This is a genomic window from Nonomuraea pusilla (genome assembly GCF_900109355.1).
GTDB lineage: Bacteria > Actinomycetota > Actinomycetes > Streptosporangiales > Streptosporangiaceae > Nonomuraea > Nonomuraea pusilla.
On the sequence record NZ_FOBF01000021.1, the window covers coordinates 111,959 to 126,341 of the forward strand.

16 protein-coding genes are annotated in these 14,383 nt (G+C 71.6%); 7 read left to right on the top strand and 9 right to left on the bottom strand.

Annotation, left to right across the window (positions count from 1 at the left end; genetic code table 11):
* Positions 1 to 80: 80 nt before the first annotated feature.
* Together BMX74_RS45945 and BMX74_RS45950 are read right to left on the bottom strand one after the other, a co-directional pair.
* Positions 81 to 446, bottom strand: a complete 366-nt coding sequence (locus BMX74_RS45945; RefSeq protein ID WP_256257420.1) for a Rossmann-fold NAD(P)-binding domain-containing protein — start codon at positions 444 to 446, stop codon at positions 81 to 83.
* Positions 443 to 916 carry an NAD(P)H-binding protein gene (locus tag BMX74_RS45950; RefSeq protein ID WP_256257421.1) on the bottom strand — a complete coding sequence of 158 codons (474 nt, stop codon included), beginning with the start codon at positions 914 to 916 and terminating at the stop codon, positions 443 to 445. Before BMX74_RS45950 ends, BMX74_RS45945 begins: the two co-directional genes overlap by 4 nt.
* 158 nt (positions 917 to 1,074) lie before the next feature.
* On the opposite strand from BMX74_RS45950, the gene BMX74_RS33540 reads away from it, so the two are divergent.
* A complete protein-coding gene (locus BMX74_RS33540; protein ID WP_091104569.1) occupies positions 1,075 to 1,518 on the top strand; it encodes a MarR family winged helix-turn-helix transcriptional regulator in 444 nt (147 codons plus the stop codon).
* On the opposite strand, the gene dnaN is transcribed toward BMX74_RS33540, so the two are convergent.
* Genes dnaN through BMX74_RS33555 form a run of 3 tightly spaced genes read right to left on the bottom strand, consistent with a single transcriptional unit; the run spans position 1,501 to position 4,736 of the window.
* Positions 1,501 to 2,598 carry a DNA polymerase III subunit beta gene (gene dnaN / locus BMX74_RS33545; protein WP_055509005.1) on the bottom strand — a complete coding sequence of 366 codons (1,098 nt, stop codon included), beginning with the start codon at positions 2,596 to 2,598 and terminating at the stop codon, positions 1,501 to 1,503. The genes BMX74_RS33540 and dnaN overlap by 18 nt on opposite strands.
* Positions 2,599 to 2,655: 57 nt before the next feature.
* The gene (locus BMX74_RS33550) at positions 2,656 to 3,306 is read right to left on the bottom strand and encodes a response regulator transcription factor (protein ID WP_055509007.1); all 651 of its coding nucleotides are present in this window, start codon (positions 3,304 to 3,306) and stop codon (positions 2,656 to 2,658) included.
* The gene (locus tag BMX74_RS33555; RefSeq protein WP_091104570.1) at positions 3,303 to 4,736 is read right to left on the bottom strand and encodes a sensor histidine kinase; all 1,434 of its coding nucleotides are present in this window, start codon (positions 4,734 to 4,736) and stop codon (positions 3,303 to 3,305) included. The genes BMX74_RS33550 and BMX74_RS33555 overlap by 4 nt, the downstream gene beginning before the upstream one ends.
* Before the next feature lie 109 nt (positions 4,737 to 4,845).
* Here BMX74_RS33555 and BMX74_RS33560 point away from each other — a divergent pair, with 109 nt between their 5' ends.
* Genes BMX74_RS33560 through soxR form a run of 3 tightly spaced genes read left to right on the top strand, consistent with a single transcriptional unit; the run spans position 4,846 to position 7,047 of the window.
* The gene (locus BMX74_RS33560; protein WP_091104572.1) at positions 4,846 to 5,751 is read left to right on the top strand and encodes an ABC transporter ATP-binding protein; all 906 of its coding nucleotides are present in this window, start codon (positions 4,846 to 4,848) and stop codon (positions 5,749 to 5,751) included.
* Positions 5,748 to 6,485: an ABC transporter permease gene (locus tag BMX74_RS33565; protein ID WP_055509012.1), complete on the top strand. Its 738-nt coding sequence runs from the start codon at positions 5,748 to 5,750 to the stop codon at positions 6,483 to 6,485. The genes BMX74_RS33560 and BMX74_RS33565 overlap by 4 nt, the downstream gene beginning before the upstream one ends.
* Positions 6,486 to 6,531: 46 nt before the next feature.
* The gene (gene soxR / locus BMX74_RS33570; RefSeq protein WP_055509014.1) at positions 6,532 to 7,047 is read left to right on the top strand and encodes a redox-sensitive transcriptional activator SoxR; all 516 of its coding nucleotides are present in this window, start codon (positions 6,532 to 6,534) and stop codon (positions 7,045 to 7,047) included.
* 96 nt (positions 7,048 to 7,143) lie between these two features.
* Here the strand turns inward: soxR and BMX74_RS33575 are convergent, their stop codons facing one another.
* Positions 7,144 to 7,590 carry a universal stress protein gene (locus tag BMX74_RS33575; RefSeq protein WP_055509016.1) on the bottom strand — a complete coding sequence of 149 codons (447 nt, stop codon included), beginning with the start codon at positions 7,588 to 7,590 and terminating at the stop codon, positions 7,144 to 7,146.
* A gap of 155 nt (positions 7,591 to 7,745) precedes the next feature.
* On the opposite strand from BMX74_RS33575, the gene BMX74_RS33580 reads away from it, so the two are divergent.
* Entirely contained in the window at positions 7,746 to 8,534 is a 789-nt protein-coding gene (locus tag BMX74_RS33580) for a phosphotransferase family protein (RefSeq protein WP_256257422.1), read from the top strand.
* Between the two features lie 14 nt (positions 8,535 to 8,548).
* Here BMX74_RS33580 and BMX74_RS33585 read toward each other — a convergent pair whose 3' ends face one another.
* Positions 8,549 to 8,998, bottom strand: a complete 450-nt coding sequence (locus tag BMX74_RS33585) for a winged helix-turn-helix transcriptional regulator (protein ID WP_055509020.1) — start codon at positions 8,996 to 8,998, stop codon at positions 8,549 to 8,551.
* A 59-nt stretch (positions 8,999 to 9,057) separates the two neighbouring features.
* Here BMX74_RS33585 and BMX74_RS33590 point away from each other — a divergent pair, with 59 nt between their 5' ends.
* Together BMX74_RS33590 and BMX74_RS33595 are read left to right on the top strand one after the other, a co-directional pair.
* Positions 9,058 to 10,464, top strand: a complete 1,407-nt coding sequence (locus BMX74_RS33590; protein ID WP_256257423.1) for an MFS transporter — start codon at positions 9,058 to 9,060, stop codon at positions 10,462 to 10,464.
* A complete protein-coding gene (locus tag BMX74_RS33595) occupies positions 10,461 to 10,943 on the top strand; it encodes a pyridoxamine 5'-phosphate oxidase family protein (RefSeq protein ID WP_055509022.1) in 483 nt (160 codons plus the stop codon). Before BMX74_RS33590 ends, BMX74_RS33595 begins: the two co-directional genes overlap by 4 nt.
* A 123-nt stretch (positions 10,944 to 11,066) precedes the next feature.
* On the opposite strand, the gene BMX74_RS33600 is transcribed toward BMX74_RS33595, so the two are convergent.
* Entirely contained in the window at positions 11,067 to 11,534 is a 468-nt protein-coding gene (locus BMX74_RS33600; protein WP_091104576.1) for a hemerythrin domain-containing protein, read from the bottom strand.
* A 226-nt stretch (positions 11,535 to 11,760) separates the two neighbouring features.
* Complete coding sequence (dnaB, locus tag BMX74_RS33605; protein ID WP_218154132.1) at positions 11,761 to 14,352, bottom strand: replicative DNA helicase; 2,592 nt, start codon at positions 14,350 to 14,352, stop codon at positions 11,761 to 11,763.
* Between the last annotated feature and the right edge of the window lie 31 nt (positions 14,353 to 14,383).

The window sequence follows — 14,383 nt, forward strand, 5'->3', positions numbered from 1 at the left end:
CCTCTCCAGGACCACAGCCCGCCCCCGCCCCTGCCGCGTGGGGGCGGGTTTTTTGACGCCCGAAGAGCTTCCGCACCCGGTCAGGGGCGCAGCAGGCCGGCGTGGTCCCTCGCGAACTCGGCGAACGGACGCGCCGGACGGCCCACGACCTCGGCGAAGTCGGGAGTGGTGAAGTCGCCCCAGCCCGCGGCGTACGCCACGAGGTACTCCTTGGTGACGGAGGCGATCCACTCCGGCGCCCCGGACTCCAGCATGGCGCCGCGCACGTCGTCGGGTGACAGCGGCTGGTACGTGACGGGCTCGCCGTACACGGTCGCCAGGTCGGCGGCGGCGTCCCGCAGCGACAGGGCCGCCGGGCCGGTGATCGTGTACGTCCTGCCGTGGTGCGGGGACGGGTCGCGCAGCACCGCGGCGGCGAAGTCGCCGATGTCCCGGACGTCGATCATGCCGACCCGTCCCTCGCCGAGCCGCCGTACAGGGTGGCGCCGGCGACGGAGCCGAAGAGGTTCTGCATGAAGAAGGCCGGCCGGATCACGGTCCAGCCCAGGCCGGAGGCGGCCAGTTCGGCGTCGGACATCGCGTGCAGGCGGCCGTTGCGGGTGGGGGCGTCGTGGGCGGCCCCGATGGCGGACATGCGGACCACGTGCCGCACTCCGGCCTGACGGGCGGCCCACACGGCGTTCATGCCGGCGTGCGGCGCCTGCGGGCCCATGGCGGTCAGCAGCCACACGGTGTCGACGCCCTTGAAGGCCGTGTCGAGGCTCGACGGGTCGTCCAGGTCGCCCACGGCGACCTCCACGCCCTCGGGGGCCCTGGAGGCGTCACGCACCAGCACGCGTACGTCGTCGGTGCGGCCGAGGGACGTCAGGACGGCGCTGGAGACGGTTCCGGTGGCTCCGGTGATCAGGATGGTCATGGCTCGGTGCTCGCTTTCGATCGTGGCGCGCTGCGCGCGCCTGCGGCGACGGCGGGAACCGGACGGTTCCGCGATCACTCCGTGTCTGCGACAATAAAGTAAGAATTAGTGATGGTCAAGATTAGTGACCAATTGGAGGGTGTGACGTGCGAAGGAGCATGCGCAAGCAGGAGACGCCCGACCTGGGCATCCTGGCGAGCCGGACGCTGTTCAGGGTGCAGAAGGAGCTGTTCACCCGGCTGGCCGAGGAGGGCCACCCCCGGCTGCGCCCACGGCACGGCGCCGTGCTGGCCTACCTCGACGAGGAGGGCAGCAGGGCCACCGACCTCGCCGCGCAGTCGGGCCAGCACAAGCAGGTGATCGGCACGCTCGTGGACGAGCTGGTGGAGCTCGGCTACGTCGAGCGGCAGCCCGACCCGGCCGACCGCAGGGCCAAGCTCATCGTGCCCACGAGGAAGGGGCTCGACCAGATGGCCAAGGCCGATGCGATCATGGCCGCCATCGAGGCCGCGCACGCCCACGCCGTGGGCGAGGAGGCGTACGCGGAGTTCAAGAGGGTCTTCGCCCTCGTGGCGCGGCGCCCGTCAGCCGAGGCGCAGTGACATGACCAGGTAGCGGAAGTCGGGCTGCGCGTCGCCCGGGACGTCCTGGATCAGCGCCGGCCTGGTGGGCGATTCGAGGTTGATGCGGGCCAGTTCGGTCTCGATGCCGGTGAGGCCGTCGAGCAGGAACTGCGACTGGAACGCGATCTGGATGTCGTCGCCCCGCAGCTCGCACCCGACCACCTCGGCGCCCCGGCCGACGTCGCCGCCGCCCGCCTGGATGAGCACCTGGCCCTGCGTGAAGGACAGCCTGATCGCCGTGTTGCGCTCGGCGACCAGCGCCACCCGCTTGATCGCGGCGACGAACGGCGCCACCTGCACGTCGGCCCTGATCGACCAGTCGGACGTGAGCCGGGCGCGGTAGTCGATGAACTGCTCGTCGAGCAGGCGGACGGTGGTGCTGCGCCCGACGCTCTCGAACCCCGCCACGCCGTCGCCCATGCCGATGCGCACCTCGCCGCCGCGCAGCGACTTGGCGATCTCGACCAGCACCCGCGCCGGAACCATCGCCGAGACGGCCACCCCGGGGGCGGCGGGCCGCCAGGTGAAGTCGCGGGCGGCGATGCGGTAGCGGTCGGTGGCGGCCATGGCCACCGACTCGTCCTCGATGTCGACCCTGATGCCGGTGAGCATCGGCAGCGTGTCGTCGCGGCTGGCGGCGGGCGCGACCTGGCCCACGGCCGACGCGAACACCCCGCCGCCGATCGCGCCCAGGACGGGCGGCATCGACGGCAGCGCCGGGAAGTCCTCGACCGGCATGGTGACGAGGCCGAACTCGGCGCTGCCGCAGGTGAGCACCGCCTCGGGCCCCTCGGTGACGATCTCGACGTCGTCGCCGGGCAGACTGCGGCTGATCTCGGCGAGCAGCCGGCCGGGGATGAGCACCCGGCCCGCCTCGGCCACGTCGGCGTCGACGGCCGCCCGTGCGGAGACGTCGTAGTCGAACGCGGACAGGCTCAGCTCCTCGCCGGCCTCCAGCAGCAGCCCCGACAGGACGGGTGCCACCGGGCGGCTGGGCAAGACCCGGGCCGCCCACGCCACAGCATCGGCAAGAACCTCACGGTTAACCCGGATTTTCACCTGATCCACCCTTTCTTCGCGCCCTGCCGTTAAGAAAATAGCCGGTGTCACCGACAACTAACGGCTGTTGAGGTACGCGAGCACCGCCAGCACCCGCCGATTGTCGTCGTCCGACGGCGCGAGCCCCAGCTTGGCGAAGATCCCGGCGGTGTGCTTGGCGACGGCGCTCTCGCTCAGGTAGAGGCGCTGCGCGATGGCGGCGTTCGACCTGCCCTCGGCCATCGCCTCCAGCACGTCGCGCTCGCGTGGCGTGAGCGCGGCCAGCGGCTCGTTGCGGGCGTTGCTGGCGAGCAGCTTGGCGATCACCTCGGGGTCCATCGCCGTGCCGCCCTCGGCGACCCTGCGGACGGCGTCCACGAACTGCTCGGCGTTGAAGACGCGGTCCTTCAGCAGGTACCCGATGCCGCCGGAGCCGTCGGCGAGCAGCTCCCGCGCGTACAGCTGCTCGACGTGCTGCGACAGCACGAGCACGGGCAGGCCGGGCACCTGGGTGCGGGCCGCCAGCGCCGCCTGGAGCCCCTCGTCGGTGAACGTGGGCGGCAGCCGCACGTCCACCACGGAGACGTCCGGGCGCAGCTCCAGCAGGCCCTTCAGCAGCTCGGGGCCGCTCTCCACGGCGGCCACCACGGTGAAGCCGTGTGCCTGAAGCAGGTGGACGAGGCCGTCCCTGAGCAGGTAGAGGTCCTCGGCGATGAGCACCCGCCTCATGCCACGCACCTCTGCCCGGGCCCGGCCGCCCGCAGCATCCAGTGCTCCCGTTTGTGCAGCGCGGGGATCCTGATGGACAGGACGTACATGCAGACCCCGGTGCAGATCATCGCCGCGATGGCCGGCCACTGCCACGGCTCGGGCAGGTACAGCGCCAGGAACCAGCTCTTCTCCTCCACCCCGAGGATCTTGAAGACCCCCGCGACGATGCCCTGCGGGAACGTGGGGCACCAGGACGTCGCCCAGAGCGTCGCCACCGTGAAGGCCTTCCAGCGCGGCAGCTTCAGCCGGTCGTCCGCCCAGTCCTCGGGCAGCACCCGGGGCAGCTCCATGGTGACCGTGGTCGGGCCGCCCGGCGGGCTGTTCAGCGCCATGACGCCCTCGAAGGCGGCCAGGCGCCGTTCGATGCCGGCCAGGCCGCTGCCCCTGGACGGGTCGGCTCCGCCCATGCCGTCGTCGGTGACGGTGATGCGGAGGTTCGCGCCGTTGGAGCTGATGTCCACGGCCGCGGTACGGGCGCCGCCGTGCCGGGCGGCGTTCGACAGCAGTTCGCTGACCGCGAAGTAGGCGGCGGCCTCGACCGGCGCCTCGGGCCTGTGGGGCAGGTCCACGTCCACGGTGACGCGGAGCGGGCTGTCCATCGCGAGCGCCCGCACGGCGTCGGCGAGCCCGCGCTCGGCCAGCACCGGCGGGTGGATGCCGCGGATCACCCTGCGCAGCTCGGTCAGCGTCTCCGACGAGGCCTCCCTCGCCTTGGACAGCAGCGCCCTGGCCGCCGCCGGGTCGCGCTCCACGAGCTGCTCGGCCGCTCCCAGCGTCATGCCGATGGCGACCAGCCTGGCCTGGGTGCCGTCGTGCAGGTCCCGCTCGATCCTGCGCATCTCGGCCGCCTGCGAGTCGGCCGCGAGGTTCCTCGTACGCCGCAGCTGCAGCACCTGGCCGGCCAGCCGGCTCGCCGCGGTCGCGCCCAGCAGCAGGTCGCTCCACTGGGCGTACACGCGCAGGCCGCGGCCGGGCGCGAGGACGAGCAGCGGCAGCAGCGCGACCTTGATCACGGGCTCCAGCAGCAGCCACAGGTGGTCGCGCCAGGTGGCGGGGTCGGTGAGCAGCCACTTCCACCGGTCGTTCCAGGCGGGGACGCGCGGCGTCTTGTACAGGGTCCGGTCGGAGCGGTACATGCCGTCGGGCTGGCGTACGGGGGGCGGGGGCTTGGGCAGGTACGGGGGCTCGATGACGGCGTCCGTCCAGCGGCGCACGAGCCGCCTGTTCCGCTCGGCCAGCGCCCGCACCATCATCACCTGCGGCGGGAACAGGACGATCACCCCGAGCGCGAACGACAGCAGCAGCATCACCGCGGCCAGGGCGGTGACGGGCACCTCCACGGCGAGCAGCGCGAGCAGCGCGACGACCTGTCCGTACCGACGAAGCATGCTCCCAGTGTGCGGGACCGGCACGGACCCGGTCACTGCACCTAGGTACACCTTTGTCCGGCATCCACCTGGATTCCCGGCGAAGCCGCGGATTCCTAGCGTCGAACCCATGAAAGCCATCGAGGTGCGGAACCTCCGCAAGCGGTACCCGAACCACCTGGCGGTGGACGACGTGTCGTTCGAGGTCGCCGAGGGGGAGATCTTCGGCATCCTCGGCCCCAACGGCGCCGGCAAGACCACCACCGTCGAATGCGTGGCGGGGCTGCGTCCCTTCGACGGGGGCAGCGTCCGCGTCGCCGGGCTCGACCCGCGCGAGGACCGCGACGCCCTGCGCCGCGTGCTCGGCGTCCAGCTCCAGAGCGCCGCGCTCCCCGAGAAGATCAAGGTCTGGGAGGCACTCGACCTGTACGCCTCCTTCTATCCCGATCCCGCCGACTGGCGCGAACTGCTCGACCAGGTCGGGCTCGGCGGCAAACGGGACACCGCGTTCAAACAGCTGTCCGGCGGCCAGCGGCAGCGGCTGTCCGTGGCGCTGGCCCTCGTCGGACGGCCCCGCGTGGCCGTCCTCGACGAGCTGACCACCGGCCTCGACCCGCAGGCCCGCAGGGACACCTGGGAACTGGTCGAACGGGTCAGGGACTCCGGCGTGACCATCCTTCTGGTCACCCACTTCATGGAGGAGGCCGAGCGGCTGTGCGACCGGGTCGCGCTCATCGACGCCGGCAAGGTCGCCGCCACCGGCACGCCGTCGGGCCTCGTCGCGCAGGCCGGCGGCGCGCAGCGGCTGCGGTTCAGGCCCACGGCCCCCGTGGACGAGGCGGCGCTGCTCGCACTGCCCGAGGTGACCGAGGTCACGGTGCACGGCGACCAGGTCGTCGTGACCGGCGCCGGCAACCTCGCGCACGCCGTCACCCTCGCCCTGGCCGGGGCGGGCATCGTCCCCGGCGACCTGCGCGTCGAGCAGGCCACGCTCGACGACGCCTTTCTCACGCTCACCGGGAGGACGCTGTCATGAGGAAGATCCTGATCGTGGAGGCCAAGCTGCACCTGCGCGAATGGCCCTCCCTGGCGTTCACCGTCGGGCTGCCCGTGGCGCTGCTGCTCATCCTCGGGCTCAGCATCCCGGTCATGACCGAGCCCGACCCCGCCTTCGGCGGCGAACGGCCCGTCGACACGCAGATGCCGGCCATGATGATCATGCTGGCGCTGCTGACGCTGTCCTGCACCGTCCTGCCCGGCGCGCTGGCGGCGTACAGGGAGCAGGGCGTGCTCAGGCGGATGTCGGCGACGCCCGTGCACCCCGCGCGGCTGCTGGCCGCGCAGCTCGTCGTGAACGTCGTCGTCGGCGTCGTGTCCACCGCTCTGCTGATCACGCTCGCGCTGCTCGTCTTCGACGCGCGGCCGCCCGCCTCGTGGCCGGGGTTCGTGCTGGTCTTCCTGCTGGGCACGGCCGCGCTGCTGGCCGTCGGACTGGTGATCGCCTCGCTCGCGCCGGGTGGCAGGGCCGCCTCCGGCATCGGGTCGCTCGTCATGTTCCCGCTGATGTTCCTCGGCGGCATGTGGCTGCCGCGCGAGCTCATGCCCGACGCCCTGCGGACCGTCAGCGACTACTCCCTCTCGGGGCCGTTCGCCCAGGCGCTCAGGGACACCTGGGCGGGTCACGCCCCGCAGCCCGCCCACCTGGCCGTGCTGGCGGCCGGCCTGCTGCTGTTCGGCGGCCTCGCGACGCGGCTGTTCCGGTGGGAGTAGCACGCTCCGGGACGTTCTTCGGCTGATCCTCAAGTATTGTCCAGGTATGACCAAGGTCGCCTGGAACTCCAAGGAGCTCACCGTCGGGCAACTCGCGGAACGCAGCGGCGTGGCCGTCTCGGCGCTCCACTTCTACGAGGCCAAGGGCCTCATCTCCAGCCGCAGGACCGCGGGCAACCAGCGCCGCTACCACCGCGACACCCTGCGCAGGGTCGCGTTCGTCCGGCTCGCCCAGCGCCTCGGCATCCCGCTGAAGACCATCAAGGGGGCCCTGGACGAGCTGCCCGACGAGCGCACCCCCACGCGCGCCGACTGGGCCCGCCTGTCGGCCGCCTGGCGCAGGGAGCTCGACGACCGCATCGAACAGCTCCAGCGGCTGCGCGACGACCTCACCGACTGCATCGGCTGCGGCTGCCTCTCGCTCGACCGCTGCGCCCTCGCCAACCCCCACGACCGCCTCGGCGACGAGGGGCCGGGGGCGCGGCGCATCGACACCCGGCTGTCGCCGCCCCAGTTCTGCTGCTCCACCCCCCAGCCCACGGCCACCAAGGCCCCCGCCTGAACCCGCAGCTCACCGCCGCCTGGCCGCCGGCTGGACCGGTAGGCCCGGCCGCCGCTCCCCCGGCGGCGGCGCGCGTCAGATCGCCGGCCCTGGGGGCTACGCCTTCGCGGGCGGCACGATGAGGGTCGGCCGGTGGGCGTGGTGCAGCACGTGGTTCGACACACTGCCGAGCAGCACCGACCGCACACCGGCCAGGCCGCGCGACCCCGTCACGATGACCGACGCGTCGATCTCGTCGGCGACGTCCACGATCGTCTTCCAGATCGACTCGTTGTCGGCGACCGCCCGGTGGGTCACGTCCTTCAGCCCGGCCGCGACCGCCAGCTCCGCGCCCTCCTTGGCGCTCTGCTCCGCCAGCTCCTGCGCCTCCCCCTCGGCGCCGGCGACCAGCGCGGGCGCCGCCAGCGGATACCTCCTGAGCTGGACGAGCAGCGGCTCCCAGACGGTGACGATCACGGCGGGTTCGGCGGCCAGATGCCTGCCCGCGAACTCGATCGCCGCGCGCGAGTCGGCCGAACCGTCATAGGCGACGAGGATGGTCATGGCGTCTTCCCTTCGCTTGCCTCACTCCCTAGAGCACCGGGATGATCAGCGGCCATTCCTCGAGCCGCTGTCTCCTGCGTCACACCCCCTACCATCGTCGCCCCACCGGCCCCGTGGTTGCGTCACGGGAGCGGGAGCGGCGAGGATCGGGGTCCGTGACACCTCCACGCGTACGACGACTCGACGCCCGGGCCGCGCTGCGGGAGCTGGGCCTGCCGCTCACGTACGAGGGGCCGTGCCCGGGCGGCCAGGTGGGCGCCGCCTACGTCCGCTGGCCCGACGGCCGCCGCGCGGTGCTCACCCGCGGCCCCGACGTAGGCCCCCTGCTCGACCTGGCCCGCGCCGCCGGTGTCCCCGCCCCGCGCTACCAGGCCGTGCGCCCCCCGTTCACCGTCCAGGAACGCCTCCCGGGCACCGTCCCGGGCGAGCCGGGGCCGGCCGTCGTCCGCTCCATGCTGGACGTCAACCGCCGCCTGCGCGGCCTCCTCGCCGGCTCGTCCCTGCCGGGCGTGCCGCTCCACCTACGCGCGGACGGTCCAGGCTTCTGCCTCCACGGCCCGCTGCGCGAGCACGACGGCCGTACCCGCCGCCTGCTCGCCCAGATCGAGGAGATCGGCGCGTCGTTCCCGGACCGGCTGGACGGTGACGACCTCGTCCACGGCGACTACCACCCCGAGAACGTGCTCGTCGACGGCTCCGGCGCGCTCACCGGCGTGGTGGACTGGCACGGCGCCGCGCGCGGGAACGGCGACCTCGACCTGCACACCCTCCGCTTCCACCTGGCCCGCCGCGCACCCCGCCTGCTCTTCGACGTCCACGGCCCCGCCGAGCCGGTGTGCTGGGCGCACATGAGCCTGCGCCAGGTCGACTGGGCGATACGTCACTTCTCCCCCGCCGAGGTCACCGCCTGGCTGGACGTCGCGGAACGCCTCCGCCCGGCCTGACGGCGCTTTCGAGGTCACCGGGCCAGGGATTGGAGCAGGCGCTCCTCCTCCGCGACCCGTTCGTCATAGGCGGAGCGCGCGGCGGAGATCTCCTGCTGGTGTTCTTCGGTCCAGATCACCAACGACTTGATCACCTCGTGCAGGGAGATGCCGAGCGGGGTGAGCGCGTACTCCACGCGGGGCGGCACCACCGGGTAGACGGTCCGCCGGACGAGCCCGTCGCGCTCCAGCTGGCGCAGCGTGACCGTGAGCATGCGCTGGCTCACCCCGTCGACGGCACGGCGCAGTTCCGAGAAGCGCATGGTCCGCCGGTCGAGGAGGGCGATCACCAGCAGCGACCACTTGTCGGCGATGCGGTCGAGGATGTGCCGCACGTCGCAGTCGGCGCGGGCGTCCCACTGTCTGGCCTGGTCGTCCTCGGTTCCCGTGCAGTAACCCGGTGCCTTTGAAGTGCCGTCTTCCATGACCCTCCATGGTGACGCAAGATTCCTTCGTTACCAAACAGAACCATGGGGGGATTCCTTTGTCCACCACCGTCCGATCCTCGGCGGCGTCGCTGCGTCTGACGCCGCGCGCCTGGGGGATGTTGCTCGTCCTGTGCGGGGCGATCTTCCTGGAGGGCATCAACGTCGCCATGCTCAACGTGGCGCTGCCCGCCATCAGGACCGACCTCGGCCTTTCCACCGGTGAACTGCAGTGGGTGATCAGCGCCTACGTCCTGGGCTACGGCGGGTTCATGCTGGTGGGCGGGAAGGCCGCCGACCTGTTCGGCCGCCGGCGCATGTTCCTTGCCTGGCTCGCGGTCTTCCTCGTCGTCTCCGCCCTGGGCGGCATGGCCGACGAGGGCTGGATGCTCATCGCCGCCCGCTTCCTGGCGGGCGTCGCCGCCGCCGTCATGACCCCGGCCGGCCTGTCGATCATCACCACCGGTTTCGAGGAAGGGCCGCAACGCAACCAGGCGCTCCTGGTCTACTCCGGTACCGCGGCGGGCGGCTTCTCGCTCGGGCTGGTGCTCGGCGGCCTGCTGGCCGCGGTGAACTGGCGGCTGGTGCTGTTCGCGCCCGCCGTCCTCGCGCTGGTCATCCTCGTCCTGGCGGTGCCGCTGATCCCGGCCGCCCCCGCGGAACGTTCCCGCGACCGGCGCCTGGACGTGTCAGGCGCGGTCACCATCACCGCCGCCGTCATGCTGCTGGTGCTCGGCGTCGAGCGGGCCGCCCACGTGGCCGCCGGCTGGACCGCCGCCGCCGTCGCCGCGGGACTCGCCCTCGTCGCGCTGTTCGTCGTGATCGAGCGCAGGTCCGCGGCCCCGCTGCTGCGCCTCGGCATCCTGCGCTCCGGGCCGCTCGTACGGGCCAACCTGGCAGGGCTGCTGTTCGCCGGCGCCTTCTTCGGGTTCCAGTTCATCGCGGTGCTCTACCTGCAGGAGCTGCGCGGCTGGAGCTCGCTGCAGACCAGCCTCGCCATGCTGGCCATCGGCGCGGACGCCGTCCTCGCCCCCACCCTCACCCCCAGGCTGGTCAACCGCTTCGGCAACGCGAAGGTCATCCTGGCGGGGCTGCTGCTCGCCGTGCTGTCCTACGTCCTGTTCCTGCCGATCGGACTCGACACGCTCTACCTCGCCATGTTCCCCACCATGATCATCCTCGGGGTGGCGTTCGCGCTCGCCTACGGGCCGCTGACCATCGTCGCCACCGACGGCGTGGAGGAGAGCGAGCAGGGACTGGCCGGTGGCCTGCTGTACACCTCCTTCCAGTTCGGCGCCGCCCTCGGGCTCGCCGCCGGCACCGCCGTCATCGTCGCCGCCACGGCCGGCGACAGCCCGGCCGACCTGCTCGGCGGCTATCGCGCCGCCCTCGCCGTGCCCATCGCCGCCGCGGTGCTCGCGGCCGTCGTCAGCGCCTTCGGCCTGCGGAAGGAGCCGGCCCGATGAGCCTGCGGGTCGCGTCCTTCGCGCAGATCGAGAGCGAGTTCAACGCCTTCGTCGGCGCCACCGTGTACGCCACCATGGTGACCGTCGACGCCAGGCAGCGTCCCCGCACCCGGGTCCTCATCCCCGTCTGGGAAACCGTGGACGGGCGGCCGCGCGGCTGGCTGGCCACCTACAGGACCCCCGTCAAGGCGGCCCACCTGGCCGGGAACCCGCACACGTCCTTCTCCTACTGGAAACCGGGCAACAACTCGGTCGCCATCGAGGCCGTGGCCGCCTGGGCGGAAGAGCCGGACGTCAAGCGCCACGTCTGGGACCTCTACCGCGCCACCAGCCCGCGCGGAGCCGGTTACGACCTCGGCAACTTCTGGCGCTCACCCGCCGACCCCGAGCTGCACGTCCTCCGCCTCGACCCGTGGCGCGTCCAGGTGATCCGGGGCATGGACCTGCGCAGCCGCATCTGGACCGCGCCGGAGGCGTGACGCGGGATACAGCCGGTCCCGGTCGATGGCCGGCGAACGGGACCGGCCGGTCCAGGGGCCCAGGCAGGCGACGGCGCGGCGCCCCGCCGTCGCCGCTGAGGTCAGGCGTCACCGTCGCCGTGATCAGAGCGGTCCGAGGAGGTCGTGCAGGTCGGCGTCGAGGTCCAGCGCGGCCAGGACGCCCAGGAGTTCGCGCTCCTCGTACCGGAAGTGGGACTCCATGATCGCGGAGAGGCCGTCCAGGTGCAAGGCCAGCTCGCCCGGCGCGGCGTCCGAGGTGATCGCGCGGTCGAACCGCCCGAGCAGCATCGCGATCATCTCGTGGTCCTGCTGGAGCTTGGCGATCGTGGGCCGCAGCGACGGATGACGCGCGGACAGTTCGGGAAAGAGCCCGGCGTCCTCGCGTACGTGGTGCCCGTCGAGGGCGGCGCAGAATCCCTTGCAGTACAGCAGGAGGTCTGCCCGTGCCGAGGCGGTGTCACTGGCTTCCAGGGATTCGCGCGCGAGGCGCAGTGCCTGACGCAGGCGTCGATGCGCCGCCCGCAGTTCGAGATTCCAGGCTACGAGCCTGCTCTTCTCGCTCTCACCCACGGGTGAGGAACGGGGAAAGGGTCATCATGACCACCTTCCGGATCCGGCGCCTCCATGCCTGACGCGGTCCGTCACCGGCACGCGACGCTGCCTGGAACTCTAGACCGGCGGCCTCCCGGCGATCAACCCGGGCGGGCCGTCCCACGACATCGGTGTTCGCCTTCACCGCCGCCGCCCAGGTCCAGGCCACCATCGCGGTGCCGGGCGGCTCGCCGCCGCGCCTGCCTCAGTGCTGCGCCATGTCGACGAAGCGGCTGTAGTGGCCCTGGAACGCCACGGTGACGGTGGCGGTGGGGCCGTTACGGTGCTTGGCCACGATGAGGTCGGCCTCGCCCGCCCTCGGCGACTCCCGCTCGTACGCGTCCTCACGGTGCAGCAGGATGACCATGTCCGCGTCCTGCTCGATAGATCCGGATTCGCGAAGGTCGCTTACTTGGGGACGTTTGTCCGTTCGTTGTTCGGGGCCTCGGTTGAGCTGGGAGATCGCGATGACCGGCACCTCCAGCTCCTTGGCGAGGAGCTTGATGGAGCGGGAGATCTCGGACACCTCGTTCTGGCGGCTCTCGGTCTTCTTCGGCGAGCTCATCAGCTGGAGGTAGTCGATGACGACGAAGCGCAGGTCGTTGCGCTGTTTGAGGCGGCGGCACTTGGCCCTGATCTCCATCATCGACATGTTCGGAGAGTCGTCGATGAACAGCGGCGCCTCGGCCACCTCGCTCATGCGCCGCGCCAGGCGGGTCCAGTCGTCGTCGGTCATCAGGCCGGAGCGCATGGCGTGCAGCGCCACGCGGGCCTCGGCGGAGAGCAGACGCATGGTGATCTCGTTGCGCGACATCTCCAGGGAGAAGATGACGGTGGTCATCCCATGCTTGATCGCCGCAGAACGCGCGAAGTCGAGGCCAAGGGTGCTGTTGTGGGTCGGGATCCACGTGCGCCCGGCCAGGTACAGGTGATCGGCGTTGTCCACCTCCACGCAACGCACAGGCACAGACGCCACCGGCCGCACGTCGGTGATGTGCCGGTGCATCGTCTTCGGATGGGCGTCGGTGTTCACGCGGGCGTTCTTGCGGCTCAACCGGAACACCTTGTCGGATGGCGTGAACGTGATCGCGTAGCTGGTTGAGCTGTCTGCACGACCTCCCCGCACCGGCTTGGACGTCCAGGACGCCTTGTATCCCAGGCTCAGGATCAGTTCCCGGACGTCCTCCGCCAGACGACGGTTCGTGACGGCGAACTCGACTGTCCCGGCAGCACTGATGTGGCCGCCGGTGTCCAGCAGCCCGGCCAGGAGCGCCCTGCGCTGCGCCTCAGACGCGCGCAGGTATTCGCCTGGGATGTGCTTGTCGCCCAGCACACCCAACTTTCTCAGCCGGGCGTTCATGGTGCCGTGGTCGTCGCGGCACTTCTGGCACTGGCGAAGTCCGCTGGACGGACCGCCGCAGTCGGGGCACCTGGGCGACGGGGAGGGGCCGTGCTCGGCGTTCCTCGACCGGCAGCCGCACACCCTGCCGCAGGTGCGCTCCTGCGCTGTCTTCGGCGTGAAGGGCGTTCCGCACACGATGCACGGTCGTTCGGCGGTCGTCTCCGGCTCGGGCAGCAGCATCGCGTACAGCAGCCCGCCTCGGCGCTCCGCCCGGAGACCTTCGGCAGCGACGTGTACGGCGATCTCCGGATCGCCGGTGGTGAACCGCGCACTGCCGGAGTGGCCGCCTCCAAGCCAGACGCCCAACGCGTACGGAGGAATCAGCAGGTCACGGTCGGGCAGGTCCAGCGGCTGCGCGTTGACGACGGTGTGGTTGAGGCGCTTATCCGCGGTGTCGCACCTCAGCGTCGCGGCGATCTCCTCCGTCGTGCGCACCTCAGCGAAGGTCTTCTGATTCCGGTGCCTGTCGTAGCCGGACTCAGCCGCCTGAGCCGACTTGCGGGACGCCCGCGTGTCGGTGAGCCACTGGTGCTGAGCGTCGGCCACGATCACCGTGCCGTCACTGAACTCCACCTCGTAGCACGGGCGGTCGTACATGACGTCGGTGGCCGCCACGACCCGCGTGGGCCTGCCGTCCGCGCCGATCAGGTAGTCGCCGACCTTCACCTCCCCCATGGTGGTCCAACCATCCGGCGTGGGCAGTGGCGTGTCGAGAGCGAGGGCCTTGCCGATCGCGGGGCGGGCGGCGACGACGATCATCTGGCCGGGGTGGAGGCCGTTGGTGAGCTGGTCGAGGTCAGCGAAGCCGGTGGGGACGCCGACCATCTGGCCGCCGCGGCTGCCGATGGCCTCCAGCTCGTCGAGGGCGCCCGGCATGATCTCGGCCAGCGGCGCGTAGTCCTCGGACGTGCGGCGCTCGGTGACCTTGTAGATCTCGCCCTGGGCGCGGTCGACCAGGTCGTCGACCTCCTCGTTGTTGCCGCCGTAGCCGAACGAGACGATGCGGGTGCCGGCCTCGATGAGGCGACGCAGGATGGCCTGCTCCCGCACGATCTTGGCGTAGTAGCCGGCGTTGGCGGCGGTGGGGACGACGGCCGTGAGGGTGTGGAGGTAGGCGGCGCCGCCGACCCTGGCCATCTCGCCGCGTTTCTGCAGCTCGTCGAAGACGGTGACGGCGTCGGCGGGCTCGCCCCGGCCGTACAGGTCGGTGACGACGTCGTAGATCATCTGGTGGGCGGGCCGGTAGAAGTCGTCGGCTCGCAGGACCTCGACGACGTCGGCGATGGCGTCTTTCGACAGCAGCATGCCGCCCAGCACGGACTGCTCGGCCTCGATGTTGTGGGGAGGTGTCCGTTCGAACGCCGGGCCCGCCCCGACCTCTTCGTCAATGCTCACCGGTGCCCCCCTAGAAGACCTGCAGGCGGCC

Coding starts and splice junctions, on each gene's coding strand:
- BMX74_RS45950 (WP_256257421.1), bottom strand. CDS start 916: ATGACCATCCTGATCACCGGAGCCACCGGAACCGTCTCCAGCGCCGTC.
- BMX74_RS33540 (WP_091104569.1), top strand. CDS start 1,075: ATGCGCAAGCAGGAGACGCCCGACCTGGGCATCCTGGCGAGCCGGACG.
- BMX74_RS33560 (WP_091104572.1), top strand. CDS start 4,846: ATGAAAGCCATCGAGGTGCGGAACCTCCGCAAGCGGTACCCGAACCAC.
- BMX74_RS33585 (WP_055509020.1), bottom strand. CDS start 8,998: ATGGAAGACGGCACTTCAAAGGCACCGGGTTACTGCACGGGAACCGAG.
- BMX74_RS33565 (WP_055509012.1), top strand. CDS start 5,748: ATGAGGAAGATCCTGATCGTGGAGGCCAAGCTGCACCTGCGCGAATGG.
- soxR (WP_055509014.1), top strand. CDS start 6,532: ATGACCAAGGTCGCCTGGAACTCCAAGGAGCTCACCGTCGGGCAACTC.
- BMX74_RS33575 (WP_055509016.1), bottom strand. CDS start 7,590: ATGACCATCCTCGTCGCCTATGACGGTTCGGCCGACTCGCGCGCGGCG.
- BMX74_RS33595 (WP_055509022.1), top strand. CDS start 10,461: ATGAGCCTGCGGGTCGCGTCCTTCGCGCAGATCGAGAGCGAGTTCAAC.
- BMX74_RS33550 (WP_055509007.1), bottom strand. CDS start 3,306: ATGAGGCGGGTGCTCATCGCCGAGGACCTCTACCTGCTCAGGGACGGC.
- BMX74_RS33555 (WP_091104570.1), bottom strand. CDS start 4,736: ATGCTTCGTCGGTACGGACAGGTCGTCGCGCTGCTCGCGCTGCTCGCC.
- BMX74_RS45945 (WP_256257420.1), bottom strand. CDS start 446: ATGATCGACGTCCGGGACATCGGCGACTTCGCCGCCGCGGTGCTGCGC.